The sequence below is a fragment of the Streptomyces albus subsp. albus genome (assembly GCF_000725885.1).
GTDB lineage: Bacteria > Actinomycetota > Actinomycetes > Streptomycetales > Streptomycetaceae > Streptomyces > Streptomyces albus.
This window is the reverse complement of record NZ_JODR01000026.1, coordinates 50,274-70,914: the sequence shown is the minus strand read 5'-3', so window position 1 is coordinate 70,914 and position 20,641 is coordinate 50,274. Positions and strand designations below refer to the sequence as shown.

Below are 20,641 nucleotides of genomic sequence, written 5' to 3'. Positions count from 1 at the left end.
CCGAACGTGCTTGCAGACGTAATTGCAGATGTACTTGCAGAAGTAAGTGCGGACCCGCCACAATGCCCGACGTACTCCGCCCACGAGTTCTCAGGCGGCTCAACTCCACGAGGACGCAGCGGAGTTCACGAGCCGCCGTCCGTCCACAGGAGCCCCAGTGACCGCACCAGGCGCCGAACCTCCCACCTCAGCGGACCCGGTGGACGACGGTTTTGGCTGGGACAACCCCCTCACCCGGCTGCTTCTCCTGCTGGAGATCGCCGACCAGCCCGACTGGCTCCGCGACCTGGTCGCCCCGGCCGGGACCGCCGGCGGTGTCTCCTCACCGTCGCACAGCCTCGGGTAGCTCCCGCTCGTGCAGGATCTCCAGCCGTGAGACGGCGCGGGTGAGCGCGACGTAGAGCCGCTGGAGCCCGTGCCGTCCGCTCCCGGCCACCTCGGCCGGCTCCACCAGCACCACATGGTCGAACTCCAGACCCTTCGCCAGTTCGGCGCCCACCACCGTGACCCGCGCCGCCTCCCGGACGTCGCCGGGCCCGCCCGCCGGTATCCCGGCCTGCGCCAGTGCACCGGCCAGCTCGGCGGCACGGGGGCCGTGGGCGATCACCCCGACCGAGCCTTCCCGCTCCAGGGCCGCACGCACCCGCTCCGCGACCGCACGGGCCGTCCCGCCCGGGGCCACCGGCACCCGCGTCAACTCGCCGCCCGGCCGCAGCGACCGCGCCGCGGGCACCCGCACCGGAAGCGAGTCCAGCAGCCGGTTGGCCGTCTCGACCAGGACGGCCGGCACCCGGTAGCCCGTCGTCAGCGGGACCACCGGCGCTCCCGGCGCGCCCAGATGCGCCAGTTGCTCCGCCCAGTCGCGGGCGGCCCACGGCGTCGTGCCCTGGGCCAGATCGCCCAGCACGGTGAGCGAGCCGAACCGGCTGCGGCGGGCCAGCACCCGGCACTCCATGGGGGAGAGGTCCTGCGCCTCGTCCACCACCAGATGCGCATAGCTGTCCTCGGGGTGCGCCAGCAGCCCGGCCACCTCGTCCAGGAGCAGCAGGTCCGCCGCCGACCAGCGCGCCGTGCGCGGCGTACGGGGGCGGCGCGCGGGCCACAGCAGATCTCTTTGCTCGGCCTCGTCCAGCAGCCCGTCCGCGGCAGCCGCCATGGTGGCCGCGTCACCCAGCAGCCCCGCCACGACCTCCTCGGTCCGCACCCGGGGCCACACCGCGTCGAGGAAGGCGGTCACCTCCCGCTTCCGCCCCATGCGGCGCAGCCACGCCTCGCCCGGCGGGCCCGCCCGGCGCTCGGCCCGGTCGCGGATCAGCCCGACCGTACGGGCCCGCACCCGCTCCCTGCCGACCTCGTAGGGCGGGTCCTGCGCCAGCGTCTCGGCGACCACGGTGCGCAGCGCCTCCTCGTCCAGCCGCCACCGGTAGGAGCCGTCGGGCACCGCCAGGGGGCCGTCGGGCATCCGCACCCGCGCGCGGAGGGCGCGGCGCAGCACCCGGGCCATCCGCTCGTCGTGCTTGAGCGCCACCGCCCGCGGGCCGTCCTCCGCCGTGACGGGGCGGTCCGGCAGCAGGTCCCGCACCGTGCACTGCCCCACTCCGCTCTCTCCCAGCGAGGGCAGTACGGCCGAGATGTAGTGCAGGAACCCCGTGTTGGGGCCGACGACCAGGAGACCGCCGCGCTCGATGCGGCGTGGATGGGTGTAGAGGAGATACGCGGCACGGTGCAGCCCCACGGCGGTCTTCCCGGTGCCGGGTGCGCCCTGCACGCACAACGAGTCCTCCGGGCCGGAGCGGACGAGGTCGTCCTGTTCGGGCTGGATCGTGGCGACGATGTCCCGCATCGGCCCGACCCGCGGCCGTTCGATCTCGCCGGCGACGATCCGGCTGGTCAGCGCGGAGGCAGCGGCGTCCGTGGCCTCTGAAGCGCCGCCCGCGTCGGCCGGCCGCTCGTCCTCCATGCCCGTCAGGTCACCGGGCGCGCCCGTGCCGCCCGGGGCCCAGCCGAACCGGCGCCGCAGGCCCACGCCCAGCGGACGGCGGGCCGTCGCCTGGTAGAAGGCGCGGGACGCGGGCGCGCGCCAGTCGAGCACCAGCGGCGGCGCTGCGGGGTGTTCACTGATGCGCCGGCGGCCGATGTAGTACCGCTGGCCGCGGTGTTCTCCCGCCTCCCGGCCCGCCGGACCCTCGTCGCAGAAGTCGAGCCGTCCGAAGAAGGGCGGGCCGTCCGCCTCCTCGCGCACCTGTTTGGCGTGGCTGCGCAGATAGCGGCCCAGCGCCTCCGCACTGGCGCCGTCCGCGGCGACGCCCTCGCCCGCGTCCTCACCGGAGTGCCGGCCGGTCAGTACGCCCGCGCCCTCGCGGACCCGTTCCTGCGCGGCGGCGTCGGTGCGCTCCAGCGTGGCGCGGCACACCCGGGCGTAGGCGCGTTCCCCGGCCAGCTCGGCGGCCAGTGCGCCGGCCGGGCCCTCGCCCGGCGGTTCCGGGGCGCCGTCCACCGGGCGGATGCGGCCCGGTCCGGTTCCGCCCGCGGTCCGTTTCCCCGTGCTGGGGCTGGTCATGGCTTGCTCGTCCTCTCGTCCGCTCTTCGGCTCTTCCGCTTGGTGCTCGTCCCGCTCCCGTGACGCCCGGGGCGCGTTCCGTTGTCTGTGACGTCCGGCGTGCAATCCGCTGCCTTGTCGCATCCGCATGCGTCCCGTCTGCTGCCCCGGCCGCGTTTCACGCGTACGGCCGCAGTCCGGTGCGCAGCAGGCCGAACGCGTGCGTGGCGGCGTCGCGGGCGGGCTCGTACAGGCTGTCGGCGCTCGCGCCCTGGGAGATGCGGCTCCAGTTCTGCGTGGCGAGCACCCGCTGGGTCGCCACGATCTGCCCGGCCGCCAGCCGTGCAGTCAGCTCCCGGTGCCCGGCCGTGGCGTGCCCGGTGTCGGACGGGGGCACGGTGGCCAGTTCGGCGGCCAGCGCCTCCTCGGAGCGGGCGGTGTACGAGTGCAGCCGGGCGACCAGGCTCGGGGTGCCGTACAGCAGCCGGTGGAAGGCCAGCACTTCGGGGGCGTCGCTCAGCCCCGTGACCGGATCGCGCGCGGCGAGCCCGGCCAGGAAGTGCTCCTCCAGCGCGGTCAGCGGCGTCACGTCCCGGCCGCGGGCGGCGACCACGCGGGCGGCCTCGTCCTCGTGGTCGGCGAGCCGGTAGAGGGCCATGTCCTCCTTGGCCGGGAAGTAGCGGAAGAGGGTCGGTTTGGAGACTTCAGCCGCTTCGGCGATCTCGGAGACGGACACGGCGGTGAAGCCCCGCTCAAGGAAGAGGGTGATGGCCGCGTCGGAGATCGCCTGGTAGGTGCGCTGCCGCTTGCGCTCGCGCAGTCCGGGAGGGGTGTCGGTCATGGCGGCAACCGTAACAGAGGAAATGTAACTCGGTTAAATCTTTTTCCAGGTTGCACAAAGCTGGCGGGAGGGCGGGACGGCCCACGCCGCGGCAGCGGGGAGCGCGCCACGGTATGCCGCCGGGACACTCCTTTTGCGGCCGTTCGGGGGACCTGCTGTAGTGGAGCGGAGCGCAACCGCGATCCCGGCACCGATCCGCGGCAGCGGAGGAACGCCATGACTCTGCACCCCTTCGGCTCACCGAGCGGCGGTGACCCGTTCCCCGAGCTGCTCGACCGAATCTTCGGGACCTCGCACCTCTCCTCCCCGCCCGCCGTGCGGCGCGTCCCCGTCGAACGGCTGCTGACCGACTCCGCGCGCGAGATGCCCGCCGCCGCCTTCGCCCGCGCACGCCGGGACGGCGGCGACGGCCTGGACACCGCACATCTGCTGTGGGCCGCAGCCCGCACCGGATCCACCCGTGCCCTGCTGGCCCGTGCCGGTCTCGACCCGGACACGCTCGCCGGTGACGTACCCGGCGGCCTGCGGGGCGCCAGGATCGTCGGCCTCGGTCTGCCGGGGCCGGTGGCCGACTCCGCCTGACGCGCCACGACGCGCCGCCCTGACGAAGGAGCTCACCATGAAGGCCCTCCAGTACCAGCACATCGGCGAAGCACCCGTCCTCACCACGGTGGAGGACCCCGAGCCCGGCCCCGGGCAGGTGCTGCTCAAGGTGACCGCGGCCGGCGCCTGCCACTCCGACTTCGCCGTCATGGGAATGACCCGCGACCAGCTCCGCTTCCCCCTGCCGCTCACCCTCGGCCACGAGGGGGTGGGCACCGTCGAGGCGCTGGGGGACGGCGCCCGCGGCGTCGCGGTGGGGGACTCGGTCGCCGTGTACGGGCCGTGGGGCTGCGGCGTGTGCCACAACTGCGCCCAGGGCAAGGAGAACTACTGTCTGCGCGCCGCCCAGGAGGGCATTTTCCCGCCCGGACTGGGCGCGCCCGGCGCCATGGCCGAGTACCTGCTGGTGGACGATCCGCGGCATCTGGTGCCGCTGGGCGGTCTCGACCCGGTCACCACGGCGCCGCTGACCGACGCGGGGCTGACCCCGTACCACGCGATCAAGTTGTCACTGCCGAAACTGGTGGCGGGCAGCACCGCCGTGGTCATCGGCACGGGAGGGCTCGGCCACCTCGGCATCCAGCTGCTGCGGGCCATGACACCGGCCAGGGTGATCGCGCTGGACGTCGCCCAGGAGAAGCTCGAACTCGCCCGCAGCGTCGGCGCCCACGAGGTGCTGCTGTCGGACACCAAGGCCGCCGACCGCATCCGTGAGCTGACGGTCGGTCAGGGCGCCACCGCCGTCTTCGACTTCGTCGGCGTACCGCCCACCACGGCGCTGGCCGGCCAGAGCGTGGGCATCGAGGGCGATGTGACGCTGGTGGGCATCGGCGGCGGCACCCTGCCCGTGGGGTTCGGCATCCTCCCGTACGAGACCACCGTCCGCTCGCCCTACTGGGGCAGCAGAGCGGAACTGGAGGAGGTGCTGGCCCTGGCCCGGCAGGGGGTGCTGGACATCCACGTCGAGCGGTTCGCGCTGGACGAGGCGCCGCGCGCCTACGAGCTGTTGCACGAGGGCAAGATCAACGGGCGTGCGGTGATGGTGCCCTGAGCCGCGCCCCTGGGCCCGGCGCCGCCCCCTGTGTCCCACGCGTGCCCCGTCCGCCCTGGTGTGCCCTCCGGCGGAGGGGTACCCGCCCGTCGATGTGTGCGGGCACGCCGGTGGGTGGGCGAGCACGTGCGTACGCAAAGGCAGGACCGAGCGCACCAGCACCGGGACGGCGAGGGTACGGGCACGCGAGAACGACACCACGGACACCACGACACGACGGACACGACAGCACGACGACACGAGGAGAGAGGCAGTCATGTCACAGACCGACGGGCGAGCCGGGACATCGGACGCCGCACCCGCCCCGGGCCGCGTGGTGGTCGGCGTCGACGGCTCCCCGCACTCCCTCCGCGCGCTGGACCGGGCCGCCGGTGAGGCCGCCCGGCGGGGCGCGGAGCTGCTGGTGCTGTGCGGGGGTCTCCCGCCGCGCCGTACCGCCGTGCCCGAGACGGACACGGACCGGGAGCGGATCCGCCGGGCGGCCCAGGAGGTGGCCGACGAGGCCGCCGAGCGTGCCCGCGGCCGGGCGCCCGGGCTGCGGGTGGCCGCGGCCGGGGTCAGGGAGCCGGCGGCCGAGGCGCTGGTGCGGGCCGGCCGCGATGCCGAGCTGACCGTGGTGGGCACCAGGGGACACGGCGGCTTCCGCGGGCTGCTGCTCGGCTCGGTCAGTCTGCGGCTGGCCGCGCACGCGACCGGACCGCTGATGGTGGTGCACGGGCAGCTGCCCCGGTCGGACTCCCCACCGGCGGGGGAGGTCGTGGTGGGGCTCAAGGCGGCCGGCAGCACGCAGCCGGTCGACTTCGCCCTGCGCTCCGCGCGGCTGAGCGGCTCGGCGGTGCGGGTGCTGCACTCCTGGTCGCACCCCGCCTTCCCGGGGATCGCGCGCAAGCGGCCCCGCAAGGAGCCCTCGGAGGAGGCCCGGCAGGCCGAGCGTTTCCTTGCGGAGACGCTGGCGCCGCTGCGGGAGCGTGTACCGGAGGTGACGGTGCATGCCGAGCAGCGTGAGGGGCCGGCGGCCGAGCATCTGATCGAGCTGAGCGACGGCGCTGACCAGGTCGTGCTGGGCGTTCGCCGGGAGTCCCGGCGCCTGGGCCTCCAGGTGGGGCCCGTGGTGCAGTCCGTCCTCCAGCACGCCCGCTGCTCGGTAGTGCTGGTGCCCGTCTCCTGACGGTTCCGGGGGAGTCGGCTGCCTGGCGGCGGCGCGGGTGTGCCAGTGCCCCGTGATTCGGGGGTTACCGGCTTTCTGGCGGTTCTCGGGAATGACCGGGATCTATTGGATGTTCCTCTGAAAACAGGGGGCCGATCGTGTGGCTATGTACGATAGAGGCCGCACTGCAACGCGCGTAGAGTCCGGGTCGGTCCTGGTCAGGACCCTGCAATGACGCACGTCGCACCAGAGAACCAGCACGGAGCACCACCCATGGCAGTTCGTCCCGGCGTTGCCGGTACCGACGGCGCCTCCCCGGCGTCCTCCTTCGCACCCCCGGCCGCCGGGCCGGACGCGTCCCCCGCCCTCACCGCCGGTCCCGTCGACGAAACTGTCGAGAGCCGAGGTATCGAGCCCGTACCCGACCACGAGCGGCGCGGCCGGGTGCGGGAGCTGTTCCCCACCTGGGTCGCCGCCAACATCAGCGTCCTGCTGCTGACCATGGGCGCCGGGCTCGTCGTCTTCAACGGCCTCAACTTCTGGCAGGTGCTGCTGGCCGCCGCCATCGCCGGCACCGTCTCCTTCGGGCTGGTCGGCCTGCTGTCGGTCTCCGGCAAGTGGGGCGGGGCCCCCGGCGCGATGCTCTCGCGGGCCACCTTCGGGGTGCGCGGCAACTACTTCCCCGGCATGATCCTGTGGGTCGCCCGTTTCGGCTGGGAGACCATCAACGCGGTGACCGGTGCCTACGCCGTGCTCACCGTGCTGCGGCTGCTGTTCGGCGTCCGGAGCAACACCCCGCTGATCGTCGTCACCCTGCTGGCGTTCGTCGGGGTGACGTTCCTGGTCAGCGGTATGGGCCGCAAGGTGCTGAACTTCTGCAACACCTGGTCGACCTACCTGTTCGGGCTCTTCACCGTGCTGGTGCTGGTCTATCTGATCACCACCATGGACTGGGGCGAGGTCTTCTCGCGGCCCGCGGGCGGTACCGCCATGTTCATCGCCGGTATCGGCACCATCGCCGCGGGCGGCATCAGCTGGATCCCCACCGGTCCCGACTTCGCCCGCTATCTGCCGCACTCCGCGCAGGGCCGCAAGATCTTCGGCACCACCGTCTCCGGCGCGCTGCTGGTGCTGGTCCCCATGGTGCTGATGGGCGGGGTGATGTCCGTCAAGGAGCCCTCGCTGGCCAAGGCCGACGACCCGGTCTCCTTCCTCGGTGAGGCCCTGCCCGGCTGGCTCGCGGTGCCGTACCTGATCATCGCCGTGATCGGCATGGTGCTGATCAACAGCCTGTCGATGTACTCGGCGGGCTTCACCGCCCAGACCATGGGCGTCAAGCTGCCCCGCGCCTGGGCCGTCTCCATCAACGCGGCGATCAGCCTCGTGGGCGGTCTGCTGCTGATGCTGGTCGCCAAGAGCTTCTACGGCTCGTTCATCTCCTTCCTCTCCCTGCTGGCCGTCTCCTTCTCCGCGTGGGTCGGCGTCTACGGGGTGGACATGCTGCGCCGCCGCCGCAAGACCGTCCGCTACGACCCCGACGGTCTGCTCGACACCACCCGCAGCAGCCGCTACTGGTACGTCGGCGGCTTCTGCTGGCAGGCCATGACGGCCTGGGGTATCGCCCTGCTGGTCGGGCTCGGCTTCACCAAGTGCGAGTGGTTCGCCGGTCCGCTGGTGGACACCTGGATCGGCAGGAACGGTCTGGGCTGGGCCGCCACCGTGCTGCTGGCCGCAGTGCTGTACGCGGTGCTGCCGGCCGCCCGCGAGCAGGAGGCCGGCGACCGGCCGGTCCGCGAGCCGGCCGAGCCCGCGGCCGTCGCCCCGGAGGGTGTTCCGGGCGCCTGAGCGGCGCCCGGCGGGGGCGGGTGGGGGAATGGACCCGGGCCGCTCAGGGCACTCAGGCGGAAGAGGCCCGGGAGTCCCCTCACAGAGCAGAGGTCGCACAGTGAACACCTCACACGTCCCCACCGTCCGCCTCAACAGCGGCACGCGGATGCCGCAGCTCGGGTTCGGTGTCTACCAGGTGCCGGACGACGAGGCAGCGGCCACCGTCTCCGCCGCGCTGGCGGCCGGGTACCGCAGCATCGACACCGCGAGCCTCTACGGCAACGAGGGCGGCACCGGCAAGGCACTGCGCGAGTCCGGCATCCCCCGCGAGGAACTCTTCGTCACCACCAAGCTGTGGAACACCGACCAGGGCCACGACGTCGCCCTGCGCGCCTTCGACGACTCCCTGGAGCGGCTGGGCCTCGACCACGTCGACCTCTACCTCATCCACTGGCCCGTGCCCGCCAAGGACCTGTACGTCCAGACCTGGCGGGCGCTGGCCGAGATCCACGACAGCGGCCGGGCCAAGGCCATCGGCGTCTCCAACTTCGAGCCGGAACACCTCACGCGGCTCTTCGAGGAGACCGGGGTGGTGCCCGCCGTCAACCAGATCGAACTGCACCCCCGGCTCCAGCAGCCCGAGCTGCGCTGCTTCGACGCCGAGCACGGCATCGTCACCGAGGCGTGGTCCCCGCTGGGCCGCGGCAACGGCGTGCTCGACGACCCGGTCGTGCGCAAGGCGGCGGCCAAGCACGGCAAGACCCCGGCGCAGGTGGTGCTGCGCTGGCACCTCCAGCTCGGCAACGTCGTCATCCCCAAATCCGTCACACCCTCCCGCATCAGGGAGAACATCGACGTCTTCGACTTCTCCCTGGACGAGGAGGACCTGGCACAGATCCAGCGGCTGGAGACCGGCACCCGGGTCGGCCCCGACCCCCGCACCCTCGGCTGACGCCATGGCCGCCGAGAACCCCTGCGTCTTCTGCGCGATCGTCGCGGGCGAGCTGCCCGCCCACCGTGTCCACGAGGACGGCGCCGTCGTCGCCTTCCTGGACCGCCGCCCCCTCTTCCCCGGCCACGTCCTCGTGGTGCCACGGCGCCACCTGGAGACGCTGACCGACCTGCCCGCGGGATCGGTCGGCCCCTACTTCACCGCCGTCCGGCTGGTGGCCGCCGCCGTGGAGCGGGCGATGGCGGCGGACGGCACCTTCGTGGCGCAGAACAACCGGGTCAGCCAGTCGGTACCGCACCTGCACACCCACGTGGTGCCCCGGCGCCGCAAGGACGGGCTGCGCGGCTTCTTCTGGCCGCGCCACCAGTACTCCGACGAGACGGAGGCCCGCGAGGTGGCCGCCCGCATCCGGTCGGAGGTCAACGCGGAGCTCGACGCCGAGGCCGACGCACGGGCCGGCACGGAGGCCGACGCGGCGGAGCGGTGACCGGTCGGCACCGCTGCAGCGGTGACCGGTCGGCACACAGCCCCGGCCGTCACCTGTCGGCGCAGCCTCAGCGGTGACCGGCCAGCGCCGCCCGGCGGTCACCCGTCAGCACCGCCCAGCGGTGACCGTCAGCGGCGACCACCGGCGGTCACCGCTCACCGCAGCAGGGCCGTGACCGCCTCCACCGTGTCGGCCTCCTCGGGCCGCTTGTCGTCCCGGTACCGCACCACCCGCGCGAACCGCAGCGTGACGCCCTCCGGGTAGCGGGTGGAGCGCTGCACCCCGTCGAAGGCGATCTCCACCACCTGCTCCGGCCGCACCACCACGCCCCACGGCTCCTCCGCGACCGCCAGCCCGCGCAGCCTTTCGGTCTGCCAGGCCAGCACCGCGTCCGTCAGGCCCTTGAACGTCTTGCCCAGCATCGCGAAGGTGCCGTCGGCCCGCCGGGCGCCCAGATGCAGGTTGGACAGTTTGCCGGCCCGCCGTCCGTGCCCCCACTCGGCGCCCAGCACCACCAGATCGAGCGTGTGCACCGGTTTCACCTTCAGCCACGAGGCGCCGCGCCGGCCCGCCGAGTACGCCGCGTCCAGCGCCTTGACGACGACGCCCTCGTGACCGCGGGCCAGTACCTCCTCGGCGAACGCGCGGGCCGCGGAGCGCGCCTCCCGGTCCGCCGGGTCGCACACCGTCACCCTGCGCACCCGCCGCTCCTGGGGCAGTACCCCGGCCAGCGCGGCGTGCCGCTCCACCGACGGCAGGTCCAGCAGGTCCCGGCCGTCCAGGTACAGCACGTCGAAGAAGACGGGATGCAGCGGCAGCTCGCTGCTGGCCGCCGCCACGTCCAGCCGGGAGGCCACCCGGCCCGACACCTCCTGGAAGGGGCGCGGCCAGCCGTCGTCCGCCAGTGCGATGACCTCCCCGTCCAGCACCAGCTGTCCTGCCCCGGCCTCGCGGACCACCTCGGCGGCCTCGGGCAGCCGGTCGGTGATCTCCTCCAGGGTGCGGGTGTAGACGCGTACCCGGTCGCCGTCCTTGTGGACCTGCACCCGGATGCCGTCCAGCTTCTCCTCCACCGCGCACGGCCCCAGCTTGTCCAGCGCCTCGTCCAGTTCCCCGGCGGTGTGCGCCAGCATCGGCAGTACGGGGCGCCCCACCTCCAGCCGGAAGCGGGAGAGCGCGGGCGGGCCCTCGGCGAGCAGCGCCTCCGCGACGGCGCCCAGCGAGCCGCCGAGCATCACCGCACGCCGCACCTCGCCCGGCTCCGCACCGACGGCGGCGGCCAGCCCCTCCACCGCGAACGCGTCCAGTGCGCCCTGCCGCAGTTCACCGCCGAGCAGCCGGACCAGGAAGTGCTGCTCGTCCTCGGTGGCCGCGCTCATCAGGGCGTCGAGCTGCCGCTTCCGTTCCGCCTGGGCGCCCTTGCCGCTCACCCGGGCCAGTCCGCTGAAGGCGCGGTCCACGTCCGTGATGGTCAGCGAGGGTCCGGCGGCGGGCGGCGGCAGCTCCCGCAGCGTGCTCCAGCCCACTCCGGTGCGGCGCTGCGGGAGCCGGCCGGCCAGATAGGTGACGACGACGGGCACCTCGCCGGGTTCGGCCTGCCGGAAGAGTTCGGCGAGCAGCGCGACCTTCTCGTTGCGGCCCGGTGCGTCGGCGATCCGGGCCGACGTCCGCGCGATCTGTGCCAGCAGCATGGCCCCCCGGTACCCATCCGGGACGGATGCCACCCGGCGGGGGCGGACGGCTCCGGCCGTGCGGGGGACGCGGGGGCGGCGCAGAATCGAAAACGTGGACCTTCCGGTGCTGCCACCCGTCAAGCCGATGCTCGCCAAGCCCGTGTCCGACCTCCCCGAGGGCATGCAGTACGAGGCGAAGTGGGACGGCTTCCGCTGCCTGGTCTTCCGGGACGGTGACGAGGTGGAACTGATCAGCCGCACCGGAAAGTCCCTGGTGCGCTACTTCCCCGAACTGGTCGAGGGGCTGCGGGCGCGGGCCCCGCGGCGGTGCGTGCTGGACGGGGAGATCGTGCTGCCGCTGGGCGGCCGGCTCGACTTCGAGGCGCTCCAGCAGCGCATCCATCCGGCCGCCTCCCGGGTGCGGCTGCTGGCGGAGCGGACCCCGGTCTCCTATGTGGCCTTCGACCTGCTGGCGCTGGACGAGGACGACGTGACGGGCCGTCCGCTGTCCGAGCGGCGCCGGCTGCTGGAGCGGGCGCTGGGCGGCACCCGGCCGCCGCTCCATCTGGCGCCGGTGACCTACAGCAGCGCGGTGGCCCGCGACTGGTTCGCGCACTACGAGGGGGCGGGGCTCGACGGGGTGGTGGCCAAGCGGCCCGAGCTGCCCTACCGGCCGGGGGAGCGGGTGATGCTGAAGGTCAAGCACGAGCGCACCGCGGACTGCGTACTGGCCGGGCTGCGCCCGCACAAGAGCGGGCCCGAGGCGCTGGGCTCCCTGCTGCTGGGCCTCTACGACACCGCGGGGGCCCTCCAGTACGTGGGGGCTTCGTCCTCGTTCCCGGCCGCGCGCAGACGGGAGCTGATGGAACGGCTGGCACCGCTGCGCATGGACCACCCCGAGGAGCACCCGTGGGCGCGGTGGGAGGACGCCGCGGCGCACGAGGAAGGGCGGATGCCGGGGGCGCCCAGCCGGTGGAGCGGCGGCAAGGACGCCTCCTGGGTGCCGTTGCGGCCAGAGTGGGTGTGCGAGGTGGCCTACGACCACATGGAGGGCGAACGGTTCCGGCACACGGTCCTCTTCCGCCGCTGGCGGCCGGACCGGGACCCGCGCTCGTGCACGTACGAACAGCTGGAACAGCCGGTCCGGTACGACCTGGAGCAGGCCCTGGGCGGTCGCTGACCGGTCCTCTGCCGTTCGCCGATGGCCGGTTGTGCCCGGAACGGACCGGAGTGCTCACGGGATCGATCGGTGTGTGCACGAGCGGGCCGGTGTCACGCCCGGAGCGGGCCCGGAGCGGGGCACGGGGCGGGGTACGAGGCGGGTACGGGGCAGGCCGGTGGGGCGGTGAGAGGGCCGGGTGTCGTCCGCCGCGATGTGACGGGTGCGGCGGATGCGGCGCTCACACCCGAATGTGCCGTGACGTGCGCCACATTTCTGCGCCGTTGAAGGTGTGGACCGCGGTGCGATTCGGTGTTGAGTCCCCAGCTCACGCGCTGTTACCGCGCAGTAGTGCCGTCACCGTGTGCTCTCTGCCGGATTCAGAGTGTGATTCGCATTTTCCCGGCGCATGCGTGTCCCCCGGTTTTCAGGGGTTGAGTAGTCGCCAACCGAACGCGACACGTCGTGACTTGGTCAACCGTTGTCGCCACCACCTCTCGATGAAGAGATCCCATGACAGAAGATGCCCATCCGAACGACACCTTCAGACCGATTGCGTCGGAGGTGATGACGAGGCCGCTGCCGCTGGAATTCGAGGCGCTGTGGGTGGCCAACCAGGAGGACTTCCACGAGTTCGCCCGTCTGGTGTCGGGCAGTTGGGAGGCCGCCGAGGAGACGGTCCACCGTGCCTTCCCGGAGATCCTCAACCTCTGGGACGAACTGCTGGAGTCGAGCAACATGCAGGCGGACATCTGGGCGATCTTCCGCAAGACGGTGATCTCCCAGCAGCTGAAATCCATCCGGCACGAGCTCTCCCACCTGGAGCCGGCGGAGGAGATCGGCCTCTACCGTGCGCTGCGGAAGCTGCCACCGCGCCAGTTCGACGCCATCGTGCTGCGGCAGGTGATGAACGTCGACACCGGCAAGGTCGCCTGGTACCTGGGCGTGACCAAGCGCACCGTCGACTACCACTGCCGCAAGGCCAGAGAGCGTCTGGAGCCGGTCGTCTCCACGTATCTCAAACACGAGGGGGATGCGAAGTGAGCACCGAACCCGCCCGTGTCGACGCCATGCTGGCCTCGCTGGGCCGGGCGCTGCGCGCCGAGAAGCGGACGTTCGACGAGGCCGCCGCACTGCGCCGGCTGGCCCGGGACGCCGGGTACACCACACCGCTGGCCGATCTGCCCACCGCGGCCGGCCAGCAGCTGAGGGTCGTGGTGGGCTGGGGGCTCGACCAGCCCGGCGCCGCCGAGCAGGTGGAGCGACTCGCCGAGGCGATCGGACGGAGGGAGCCGGCCGGCGGGACGGCGGACGACTGGATGCTCCTGGTGCGCGTGAGCGACCTCGCCGAGATCGACGTGGACGGCGCCCACGTCTTCGCCTGCATGCTGCACAAGGCCCGGCACCATGAGAGCGCCCAGTTCTGGTGGCAGTTCGCCGCCGGGGCGGGCAAGGGCATCGCGGCTTTCTGTCTCCACCTCCACCACCTGGGGCGGGGCGAGATGCCGGAGGCCGAGCACTGGCTCCAGATGCTGAGCACCATGGACACCCCCGAGACCCTGGACGCGGATTTCGTCCGCGCCACCCGGCGGTTCGCCGCCTGGGAGTGGCGGCACGGGAAGCTGGCGCGTAGCCCCGTGCACGCGCTGACCCACGAGGTCGACCGGCTCGCCGCCATCGGCAACGCCGACGAGGTCCTGGTGTGCCGGCCCGACCGTGAACTGGCCCTGCGGCTCCAGGAGTCGGTCTAGGCAGTCGTCGAGCAGCCCGCCCGGCGGTCTCGGGTTTCCGAGGCCACGGACCGCCGGCGGGCTCCTCTCCCAACGAGAACGCCCCCGAAAGGACGCCTCCATGATGGAGCGTAAGCCCTCGCGCACCCACCTGCCCGGCGCAGCGGCGATCCGGGACGACGGTCCGGCCGGAGGGCGGCGCGGACGTGGGTACCGCTTCCGCCGGCCGGCCACCGCCCGCCCACTGCGCGGCACGGCCCACGGGACGGGCACCGCGACCGCCCTCGCCTACTGGATCCAGCGGCATTCGTGAAGCCGACGCACTTTACGGCCTCGCCGCACCTGTAGAGCGGACATCCTCGTTGCGCCCTCTCCCGCTCTCCGGCCCGCCCTCGCCGTTTCCGCCGGGAGGGGCGGGCCGGAGAGCGGGGCGAGCGGCCGGATGTGTTTCAGCCCCCGGGCCGTGCCGGGTCGTCGCCGGGAGGTTCGGGCAGGCCCGCGGCGACCGAGGCGAAGCACGAGTCGAGCATGGCCAGCAGTTCCTCGGTGGAGGACTCGGGGTCCCAGGCACGGATCGCCGAGCGCAGCACGGTGATGGCGGCGCCGGCGACGAGGCGGGGGTAGAGGGCGTCGGCGGACAGTCCGGTGCGGGCGGCGACGGCGTCCGAGAGGGCTTCGGACATGTGGCTGTTGCTGTGCACGAGTTTGCGCACCAACTCGGGGTGGGCGCCCAGGAGTTTGCGGCGCTCGCGCCAGCCGGCGTCGGCGACCAGGGCGGGGATGGCGGTGCGCAGTGTGTGGTGCAGGGCCTCCAGTGGGGCCTCGTGCGCGGGGCGGGCGGTCAGCAGGTCGACGAGCTGGCCGGTGAGCCGGTTGTCCCAGTCGAAGACGGCGTCGTCCTTGGTCTCGAAGTAGTTGAAGAAGGTGCGCGGGGAGACGCCGGCGGCTTCGCAGATGTCGTGGACCGTGACGTCGGCCGGCCCGCGCTCCAGATACAGCCGTACGGCTGCGGCGCGGAGTGCCGAGCGGGTCTCCAGTTTCTTGCGCTCCCGCAGCCCCTGGGCGGCTTCGGCGGTCTGGGCGGCCATCTGTGTGCTCCCGATCACTCGTCGCGGGTCCCTGCCCGGCCTGCCTGGCGCTTTCTACAGTAGTGCATTTTTGCAGCACTGCATCTTTCTGTTAGCGTTGCTAATCATTGGCCATGCCATGCATCCCATGGGTGTGCCAACGCTCTGTCCCGCCGCAACACGGCGGCACCTCGCTCATCGCCCGTACCTAGGGAGGCGGACCCTGTCCATGGCGGAACACAAGGCGGAACCGGAGAGCGCGGGCGGCCCCTCACCGCTCCGCGTGACGGTGCGCACGCTGGCGGAGACGCTCTGGTTCCCGGCGTTCTTCTTCACCGGCTTCCTCGTCTGCTACCTGCTGCCCTTCCACAACCCGGTGCCGCACCACGTGGACGTGGCCGTGGCGGGGCCCACCGCGCCCCAGCTCGAACAGGCGCTGGAGAAGAAGAGCCCCGGCGCCTTCGACATCCACCAGGTCCCCGACGCCCGCGCCGCGCACGACGCCGTCACCGGCCGCGAGGCCACCGCCGCCTATGTGCCGGACGCCCAGCACCCCCGGCTGTACGTCGCCAAGGCCGACGGCTACTCGCTCGAATCGGTCCTCCAGAAGACCTTCACCGCGGTCGCCCAGCAGTCCGGCGGGCAGCTCCAGGTCCACGAGGCCGCACCCACCGCACCGGGTGACGGCATGGGCACCGGTCTCTTCTACGTCGTCCTCTCCTGCACCATCCCCAGCTACGTGAGCGTGATGATGCTGCTGAGGGCCACGACCTTCGGGCGGCGCAAGAAGGTGCTCACGCTGGTCGGCATCGGCGCCGTGGAGAGCGTCGTCGCCTTCTTCGTGGCACGGGCCATGGACGTCATCCCGAACGAACCGCTGGCGATCCCGCTCATCTTCCTGATGACCCAGGCCGTCGCGCAGACCTCCTTCGGGCTCGTGCCATTCTTCAAGCAGTTCTTCCCCGGTGTGGCCATGGGACTGTTCGTCCTGCTGAGCATGCCGTCCAGCGGCGGTGCGATACCCGTCCAGATGGTGCCCGGCTTCTTCCGGGCGCTGCACCCGATCATGCCGATGGGCAACCTGATCGAAGCGCTGCGCGGAATCTTCTACTTCGACGGCAAGGACGTGTGGCGGCACGCGCTCGTGCTGTGCGCCTGGGTGGTCGCCGGTGCGGCTCTCATCGCGCTCGGCGCCTGGAAGGAGCGGCGCGCGGCCCGCAAGGAGGCGGAGGCCGAGGCGAGCGGCGAGGAGCCGCAGGCGGTCCCGGCGGCCGAGGAGCCGCCCGTCGAGGACCCGTCCTTCGAGCTGCCCCGGCCCACCGCGGTGCCGCCCCGCACCCACCGCCTGGGGCAGCAGACACCCACCCTCACCGGCCGGGTCACCGACGAGCGCGGCGAGCCGGTGCAGGGCGTGGCCATCACCGTCACCGGCACCCACGGGCGGGAGCTGGTCCGCGCCATCACGGACCCCAACGGCGAGTACGCGGCGGCCGGGCTGCCCGACGAGTTCGTCAACGTCATCGCCTCCAGCCCCGACCGGCTGGCCGCCGTCGCCCGGGTCCGGGCCCGCGACGGCCACCCGGTGCGGCAGGACTTCCGTCTCGCCCGCCGGCCGGTGCCCGCCGCCGCGGGCCCCGTACGGGGCTGACCCTCACCCGCCCGCCGGCCGGCCGCCCCGGGCCGGTCCGGGGGACGGGGTGCGGGGGCCGTACCAGTCCACACACACGATGAGGGCGTCCTCCTCCAGAGGGCGCCCTCTGCGGTGTTCGGTCAGCGCGTGGAAGACGGCGCGGGGCACCTGGGCCGAGGGCAGCAGCCTGCTGGCGGTCAGCGCGCGGGCCAGTGCCTGGTCGCCGAACGGTTCGCCGGCCGGGGACGGCGACTCGTGGACGCCGTCCGTGGCCAGCAGCAGCCGGTCCCCGGGCCGCACCCGGAAGTGCTCGGTGACGTAGTGGGTGTCCTCGAACATGCCCAGCGGCAACTGCGCGTCGAAGACGAGCGGTTCCACCTTCCCCTCCCGGCGCAGCCAGATGCGCGGCGACCCGGCCTCGACCACCTCCACCTCACCGGTGGCCAGCTCGAACCGGAGCAGCACTGTCGACACATGGGCACGGCCCCGGTGCTGCGCGTAGACCGCCTGGTCGGTGAGGGCGGCCTGGTCGGCGAGGCCCAGCCCGGCACGGCGGGCGTTGCGCATGGCGCTGACCGCCAGATTGGTCAGCAGCGCCGCCTCGACGCCCTCGCCCATCCCGTTGGCGACGGCGATCGTCAGATGTTCCGCCGAGACGGACCAGTCGACGTTGTCGCCGGTGGTGGAGTAGGCCGGTTCCAGATGGGCGCCCAGGGAGAACTCGCGGCGCCGCAGGGAGCGGCCGGGCAGCAACTGCCACTGCATCTCGGCGGCGAGGGTGAGCCGGGTGGCCCGGCGTGCCCGCAGATACAGGTCGGTGTCGCGTTCCGCGACGGTGATCTCGTGGCCCAGTGCCCGGCACAGCTCTTCCAGGTGCGGCAGCAGGCTCCGGGTGTCGGCATCCCCCGGAAAGGTGACCGACAGCACTCCCAGCCGGTCGCCCCGTACGCTCACCGGCAGGTGGACGGTGACGGTGTCCGCCTCCCGGTCCGGCAGTACGAGCGGTTCGAAGGCTCGCAGCGCGCGTCCCTGCGGGCTGTCGTGGATGCGCAGCGGTTCGGTCGAGAGGGGGACCGGCTCGACCACCTGGAGGGTGCGCATACCGTAGTCGGCCATGCGCAGTTCGGCGTCGAGGGCGCCGTGTCGCTCCCGCAGTGCCTTTACGACGACATCCATCAATGCATGCGGGGCGGCGGTGCGCAAGGCCCGCTCGACCACGGCGAAACTGTCCACGTCTCCTGCTTCTCGCTCTGCCATCCGTACGACGGCCGGGCAGGGGGCACTGCTTGCCCTGCGGCCAGACCAGTACATTATCGTCGCACTGCAACATTCGCTGAATGACAACAGATGCCGGACACACGCACGGCCCGTGACCTGGCCTGCGGCTGCCGGTGCGGGTCTGTCGAAGGGGCACCCGGGGCGATAAGCTGCCCCTGCCCCTTCCCTGACGACGAGCAGGTGACGACGAAGCCCCGTGATGCCGGGCGGCGAGAGTGCCGGAAATGTGGAGTGGAACGTGACGTCGACCTCCCACGAGGCAGCCGGGACGGCCGGCGAGGTCATCGAGTTGCTGGAGGTCCTGTGGGAGCACGGCCGGGACGCGGTCTCCACCTCCCCCGTCTCCTCCTCCCAGCTGCGGGTCCTCTACTGTCTCGACCGTGACGAGGGGATGAACCTGCGCACACTGGGGGAGCTGCTGGGCTCGGCGCCCTCCTCCGTGAGCCGCCTGTGCGACCGCCTCCAGGCGCTCGGCTTCCTGGAACGCCTGCCCAGCCCCGTCAGCCGCCGCGAGCTGGAACTCCACCTCACCCACCAGGGGCGCAAATACCTGCGCGACCTGCGGCTGCGCCGCGAGGAAGCGCTCACGGCGACCCTGGCGGCCATGCCACCGCGGGCCCGTTCCGTGCTGTACGAAGGGCTGCGGGCCTTCCGCGACGCGACCGAGGACACCGCTCCGCTGCGGCGGCTGCCCTCCCTCGGCGACATCGACCGCACGGCCTGAGACTCCCGCCCGCCGCCGCGCCCGCCGGGAGAGGATGTGGTGTGCTGGTGGACGGGGGCAGTTGCCGTCGAGCGCCGAGGAGCACAGCCGCGATGGCGCGCTACGAACTGACCACCACGCTGACCGCCGACCCCGACGCCCTGTTCGCGCGGCTGAGCGAGACGGCACGGCTGCCCGAGCATGTGAGCGAGGTGACCGGCGCCGAACCTGTCGGACCCACGCAGACCGGTGACGTCCCCGACGGAGACGCCCGGCTGCGGGTGGCTGCCGATGTCGGGGGAGTACGCCGGGTGGCCGAGGTGCGGGTGGCCACGGACCCGGCCGGCCGCGCCGCCGTCTGGCGCACCCTCGGCCCGGGCGGCCACCGCGGCAGGCTCTACGTCACCGACGCGGCCCCCGGCGATGTGCGGGTCACGGTCACCGTGGAGACGGGCGGCCCGGACGACCCGCGGCTCCGCGCCGCCCTCGACCACGCGCTCGGCACTCTGCACCGCCGCTACCGGTCGTAGGCCCGACACCGGCGTTCCCTCCGGACAGGCCGGTGGCCCGCCCCCGTCAACGGCGGGCGGGCCACACACCGAGGTCGTCAGCGGCTGAGTTCCGCCTTGCCGAAGAGCGTGGCGTAACCGCTCGGCAACTGGCTGATCAGCTGGTTCAGTTCCCCGCCCGAGACCGCGTCGGCCAGCGTGGAGAGCACCGCGCTGGCGTCCCACTCGGCGGTCCGGGGACGGGCCCCGGTCTGTTCGGCGACACGCTCGCAGAACTGGGAGACACCGAAGGTCTCCGGCGCCTCCTCCCCGGCCTCGGCGACGGCCGGCCCCAGCGGGCCGGGCAGCTGGGCGGCCAGCTCCTGCGCCTTGACGGGGGTGATGCGGGTGGCGAGCACGCCCAGCACCGCCCGGGTGACCTGTTCGGCCTCCTGCTGGTCGCGGTACTCGCCGCGCTCGCGTACCTGGGCCAGGAACTCGTCGTACCTCATGGTCGGCTCCTTCGTGCCGCTGGGGGCGGGGCTGTCCCGCCACGCGGTACCCCGCACGAGGGCCGCTACCCCGCGTCCGCGAGCGGTGCTCCCGTGTAGTTCTACGCCGGCCCGGCCGCGGCGACCAGGACCCGGCCGTGGCGCAGGGGTTCCCTCACCGCGGCGCGCAGCGGCAGCACCGACTTCTCGGTCACCGGCCCCGGCACAGCCGCGGGGCGCCGTGCGCCGCGAGCCGGGCGTCCGGCTGGTCCCGGATCCGCTCGTCCGGCCAGTCACCGGGGTCGGTGCCGTTGGGCGCACCTTGAAGCAGAGCCGGCCCACCGCGGGGGAGCGCATGCCCGCCGGCGCGATGCTCTTCGGGCGTGCGCGGCACCGGGGCGGCTCCACCAGCCGCGCACCGGGAACGCCGCAGGCCGGCTCCCGGGCGCTGGAGCGCGGACGCTCGTCCCCGGCCATCCTGGACGCGCTCCTCGATGGCGAGCCGCTGCCGGACGGAACCCGCCGGCGCCGCCCGTCACCACGGCCGTGACGGCGTCCGGCCGCGCAGCCCCCCCGGTACGCCACCGCGATCGCCAAGCGTTCGCGGGGCCGCCGTCGCGCAGCACGTCCGGGGGCGGCGCCGGGGACGGCCGGGACCCGCCCCTCGGGGGCCCGGCCAGGGTCAGCGGCCGGCGTAGGGCAGCAGGGCCATCTCGCGGGCGTTCTTGATGGCCGCCGCCAGCCGGCGCTGCTGCTGCGCGGTGACACGGGTGACGCGGCGGCTGCGGATCTTGCCGCGGTCGGAGATGAACTTCCGCAGGAGTTCGGTGTCCTTGTAGTCGATGTACGTGATACCCGCGGCGTCCAGCGGGTTGGGCCGGGGCCGGGGCGGCTTGCGGTCGGCGCTGCGGCGGGGCATGGATCCTCCGTTCTCGGTGATTGCGTCGGGGCCGGACGGGAGCCCGGCGGTGGGTG

Annotated in this window: 22 protein-coding genes; 15 read left to right on the top strand and 7 right to left on the bottom strand. The window is 73.1% G+C overall.

All coding sequences use genetic code 11. From position 1 onward, the window contains the following. Nucleotides 1–157 precede the first annotated feature (157 nt). Nucleotides 158–346 carry a hypothetical protein gene (locus IO40_RS38060; protein WP_016470942.1) on the top strand — a complete coding sequence of 63 codons (189 nt, stop codon included), beginning with the start codon at nucleotides 158–160 and terminating at the stop codon, nucleotides 344–346. Here IO40_RS38060 and IO40_RS0126815 read toward each other — a convergent pair. Both IO40_RS0126815 and IO40_RS0126810 read right to left on the bottom strand, forming a co-directional pair. Further along, the gene (locus tag IO40_RS0126815) at nucleotides 323–2,560 is read right to left on the bottom strand and encodes a HelD family protein (RefSeq protein WP_016470943.1); all 2,238 of its coding nucleotides are present in this window, start codon (nucleotides 2,558–2,560) and stop codon (nucleotides 323–325) included. The genes IO40_RS38060 and IO40_RS0126815 overlap by 24 nt on opposite strands. A 157-nt stretch (nucleotides 2,561–2,717) precedes the next feature. Beyond that, a complete protein-coding gene (locus tag IO40_RS0126810) occupies nucleotides 2,718–3,380 on the bottom strand; it encodes a TetR/AcrR family transcriptional regulator (RefSeq protein ID WP_030406063.1) in 663 nt (220 codons plus the stop codon). A 216-nt stretch (nucleotides 3,381–3,596) separates the two neighbouring features. Here IO40_RS0126810 and IO40_RS0126805 point away from each other — a divergent pair, with 216 nt between their 5' ends. The 6 genes from IO40_RS0126805 to IO40_RS0126780 all read left to right on the top strand — a co-directional run bounded on the left by IO40_RS0126805 (nucleotide 3,597) and on the right by IO40_RS0126780 (nucleotide 9,447). Next, nucleotides 3,597–3,962 (top strand): Clp protease N-terminal domain-containing protein, encoded by a 366-nt coding sequence (locus tag IO40_RS0126805; protein WP_016470945.1) that lies wholly within the window; start codon nucleotides 3,597–3,599, stop codon nucleotides 3,960–3,962. Nucleotides 3,963–3,999: 37 nt separating this feature from the next. Beyond that, a complete protein-coding gene (locus IO40_RS0126800; protein ID WP_016470946.1) occupies nucleotides 4,000–5,034 on the top strand; it encodes an NAD(P)-dependent alcohol dehydrogenase in 1,035 nt (344 codons plus the stop codon). A gap of 256 nt (nucleotides 5,035–5,290) precedes the next feature. Then, entirely contained in the window at nucleotides 5,291–6,202 is a 912-nt protein-coding gene (locus tag IO40_RS0126795; RefSeq protein WP_016470947.1) for a universal stress protein, read from the top strand. Nucleotides 6,203–6,454: 252 nt separating this feature from the next. Next, nucleotides 6,455–8,026: a purine-cytosine permease family protein gene (locus IO40_RS0126790; protein ID WP_031176282.1), complete on the top strand. Its 1,572-nt coding sequence runs from the start codon at nucleotides 6,455–6,457 to the stop codon at nucleotides 8,024–8,026. A gap of 148 nt (nucleotides 8,027–8,174) precedes the next feature. Next, the gene (locus IO40_RS0126785) at nucleotides 8,175–8,960 is read left to right on the top strand and encodes an aldo/keto reductase (RefSeq protein ID WP_041968892.1); all 786 of its coding nucleotides are present in this window, start codon (nucleotides 8,175–8,177) and stop codon (nucleotides 8,958–8,960) included. 4 nt (nucleotides 8,961–8,964) lie between these two features. Then, the gene (locus tag IO40_RS0126780) at nucleotides 8,965–9,447 is read left to right on the top strand and encodes an HIT family protein (RefSeq protein ID WP_016470950.1); all 483 of its coding nucleotides are present in this window, start codon (nucleotides 8,965–8,967) and stop codon (nucleotides 9,445–9,447) included. A gap of 155 nt (nucleotides 9,448–9,602) precedes the next feature. On the opposite strand, the gene IO40_RS0126775 is transcribed toward IO40_RS0126780, so the two are convergent. Further along, entirely contained in the window at nucleotides 9,603–11,138 is a 1,536-nt protein-coding gene (locus IO40_RS0126775) for an ATP-dependent DNA ligase (RefSeq protein ID WP_016470951.1), read from the bottom strand. A gap of 94 nt (nucleotides 11,139–11,232) precedes the next feature. Here IO40_RS0126775 and IO40_RS0126770 point away from each other — a divergent pair, with 94 nt between their 5' ends. The 4 genes from IO40_RS0126770 to IO40_RS0126755 all read left to right on the top strand — a co-directional run bounded on the left by IO40_RS0126770 (nucleotide 11,233) and on the right by IO40_RS0126755 (nucleotide 14,322). Continuing rightward, a complete protein-coding gene (locus IO40_RS0126770) occupies nucleotides 11,233–12,300 on the top strand; it encodes an ATP-dependent DNA ligase (RefSeq protein WP_031176281.1) in 1,068 nt (355 codons plus the stop codon). A 492-nt stretch (nucleotides 12,301–12,792) separates the two neighbouring features. Continuing rightward, nucleotides 12,793–13,323: a sigma-70 family RNA polymerase sigma factor gene (locus tag IO40_RS0126765; RefSeq protein WP_031176280.1), complete on the top strand. Its 531-nt coding sequence runs from the start codon at nucleotides 12,793–12,795 to the stop codon at nucleotides 13,321–13,323. Next, nucleotides 13,320–14,030, top strand: coding sequence for a hypothetical protein (locus IO40_RS0126760; RefSeq protein ID WP_016470954.1), 711 nt, complete (start codon nucleotides 13,320–13,322; stop codon nucleotides 14,028–14,030). The genes IO40_RS0126765 and IO40_RS0126760 overlap by 4 nt, the downstream gene beginning before the upstream one ends. Nucleotides 14,031–14,130: 100 nt before the next feature. After that, entirely contained in the window at nucleotides 14,131–14,322 is a 192-nt protein-coding gene (locus IO40_RS0126755; RefSeq protein WP_016470955.1) for a hypothetical protein, read from the top strand. A gap of 136 nt (nucleotides 14,323–14,458) precedes the next feature. Here IO40_RS0126755 and IO40_RS0126750 read toward each other — a convergent pair whose 3' ends face one another. Beyond that, nucleotides 14,459–15,097 carry a TetR/AcrR family transcriptional regulator gene (locus tag IO40_RS0126750; protein WP_016470956.1) on the bottom strand — a complete coding sequence of 213 codons (639 nt, stop codon included), beginning with the start codon at nucleotides 15,095–15,097 and terminating at the stop codon, nucleotides 14,459–14,461. A gap of 208 nt (nucleotides 15,098–15,305) precedes the next feature. Here IO40_RS0126750 and IO40_RS0126745 point away from each other — a divergent pair, with 208 nt between their 5' ends. Next, nucleotides 15,306–16,724, top strand: coding sequence for a carboxypeptidase regulatory-like domain-containing protein (locus IO40_RS0126745; RefSeq protein WP_016470957.1), 1,419 nt, complete (start codon nucleotides 15,306–15,308; stop codon nucleotides 16,722–16,724). A 3-nt stretch (nucleotides 16,725–16,727) separates the two neighbouring features. Here the strand turns inward: IO40_RS0126745 and IO40_RS0126740 are convergent, their stop codons facing one another. After that, complete coding sequence (locus IO40_RS0126740; protein ID WP_016470958.1) at nucleotides 16,728–17,939, bottom strand: PP2C family protein-serine/threonine phosphatase; 1,212 nt, start codon at nucleotides 17,937–17,939, stop codon at nucleotides 16,728–16,730. A gap of 244 nt (nucleotides 17,940–18,183) precedes the next feature. Here IO40_RS0126740 and IO40_RS0126735 point away from each other — a divergent pair, with 244 nt between their 5' ends. Next, the gene (locus IO40_RS0126735) at nucleotides 18,184–18,708 is read left to right on the top strand and encodes a MarR family winged helix-turn-helix transcriptional regulator (RefSeq protein WP_041968883.1); all 525 of its coding nucleotides are present in this window, start codon (nucleotides 18,184–18,186) and stop codon (nucleotides 18,706–18,708) included. A 92-nt stretch (nucleotides 18,709–18,800) separates the two neighbouring features. Further along, a complete protein-coding gene (locus tag IO40_RS0126730) occupies nucleotides 18,801–19,217 on the top strand; it encodes an SRPBCC family protein (protein ID WP_031031508.1) in 417 nt (138 codons plus the stop codon). Between the two features lie 77 nt (nucleotides 19,218–19,294). Here IO40_RS0126730 and IO40_RS0126725 read toward each other — a convergent pair whose 3' ends face one another. Continuing rightward, the gene (locus tag IO40_RS0126725) at nucleotides 19,295–19,687 is read right to left on the bottom strand and encodes a DUF2267 domain-containing protein (protein ID WP_016470961.1); all 393 of its coding nucleotides are present in this window, start codon (nucleotides 19,685–19,687) and stop codon (nucleotides 19,295–19,297) included. 334 nt (nucleotides 19,688–20,021) lie between these two features. Here IO40_RS0126725 and IO40_RS0126715 point away from each other — a divergent pair, with 334 nt between their 5' ends. Continuing rightward, complete coding sequence (locus tag IO40_RS0126715; RefSeq protein ID WP_031176279.1) at nucleotides 20,022–20,216, top strand: hypothetical protein; 195 nt, start codon at nucleotides 20,022–20,024, stop codon at nucleotides 20,214–20,216. A 132-nt stretch (nucleotides 20,217–20,348) separates the two neighbouring features. Here the strand turns inward: IO40_RS0126715 and rpsR are convergent, their stop codons facing one another. Further along, entirely contained in the window at nucleotides 20,349–20,585 is a 237-nt protein-coding gene (gene rpsR, locus IO40_RS0126710) for a 30S ribosomal protein S18 (protein ID WP_016470962.1), read from the bottom strand. Nucleotides 20,586–20,641: the final 56 nt, after the last annotated feature.

Coding starts and splice junctions, on each gene's coding strand:
- IO40_RS0126815 (WP_016470943.1), bottom strand. CDS start 2,560: ATGACCAGCCCCAGCACGGGGAAACGGACCGCGGGCGGAACCGGACCG.
- IO40_RS0126810 (WP_030406063.1), bottom strand. CDS start 3,380: ATGACCGACACCCCTCCCGGACTGCGCGAGCGCAAGCGGCAGCGCACC.
- IO40_RS0126805 (WP_016470945.1), top strand. CDS start 3,597: ATGACTCTGCACCCCTTCGGCTCACCGAGCGGCGGTGACCCGTTCCCC.
- IO40_RS0126800 (WP_016470946.1), top strand. CDS start 4,000: ATGAAGGCCCTCCAGTACCAGCACATCGGCGAAGCACCCGTCCTCACC.
- IO40_RS0126795 (WP_016470947.1), top strand. CDS start 5,291: ATGTCACAGACCGACGGGCGAGCCGGGACATCGGACGCCGCACCCGCC.
- IO40_RS0126790 (WP_031176282.1), top strand. CDS start 6,455: ATGGCAGTTCGTCCCGGCGTTGCCGGTACCGACGGCGCCTCCCCGGCG.
- IO40_RS0126785 (WP_041968892.1), top strand. CDS start 8,175: ATGCCGCAGCTCGGGTTCGGTGTCTACCAGGTGCCGGACGACGAGGCA.
- IO40_RS0126780 (WP_016470950.1), top strand. CDS start 8,965: ATGGCCGCCGAGAACCCCTGCGTCTTCTGCGCGATCGTCGCGGGCGAG.
- IO40_RS0126775 (WP_016470951.1), bottom strand. CDS start 11,138: ATGCTGCTGGCACAGATCGCGCGGACGTCGGCCCGGATCGCCGACGCA.
- IO40_RS0126765 (WP_031176280.1), top strand. CDS start 12,793: ATGACAGAAGATGCCCATCCGAACGACACCTTCAGACCGATTGCGTCG.
- IO40_RS0126755 (WP_016470955.1), top strand. CDS start 14,131: ATGATGGAGCGTAAGCCCTCGCGCACCCACCTGCCCGGCGCAGCGGCG.
- IO40_RS0126750 (WP_016470956.1), bottom strand. CDS start 15,097: ATGGCCGCCCAGACCGCCGAAGCCGCCCAGGGGCTGCGGGAGCGCAAG.
- IO40_RS0126745 (WP_016470957.1), top strand. CDS start 15,306: ATGGCGGAACACAAGGCGGAACCGGAGAGCGCGGGCGGCCCCTCACCG.
- IO40_RS0126735 (WP_041968883.1), top strand. CDS start 18,184: ATGCCGGGCGGCGAGAGTGCCGGAAATGTGGAGTGGAACGTGACGTCG.
- IO40_RS0126730 (WP_031031508.1), top strand. CDS start 18,801: ATGGCGCGCTACGAACTGACCACCACGCTGACCGCCGACCCCGACGCC.
- IO40_RS0126725 (WP_016470961.1), bottom strand. CDS start 19,687: ATGAGGTACGACGAGTTCCTGGCCCAGGTACGCGAGCGCGGCGAGTAC.
- IO40_RS0126715 (WP_031176279.1), top strand. CDS start 20,022: ATGCCCGCCGGCGCGATGCTCTTCGGGCGTGCGCGGCACCGGGGCGGC.
- rpsR (WP_016470962.1), bottom strand. CDS start 20,585: ATGCCCCGCCGCAGCGCCGACCGCAAGCCGCCCCGGCCCCGGCCCAAC.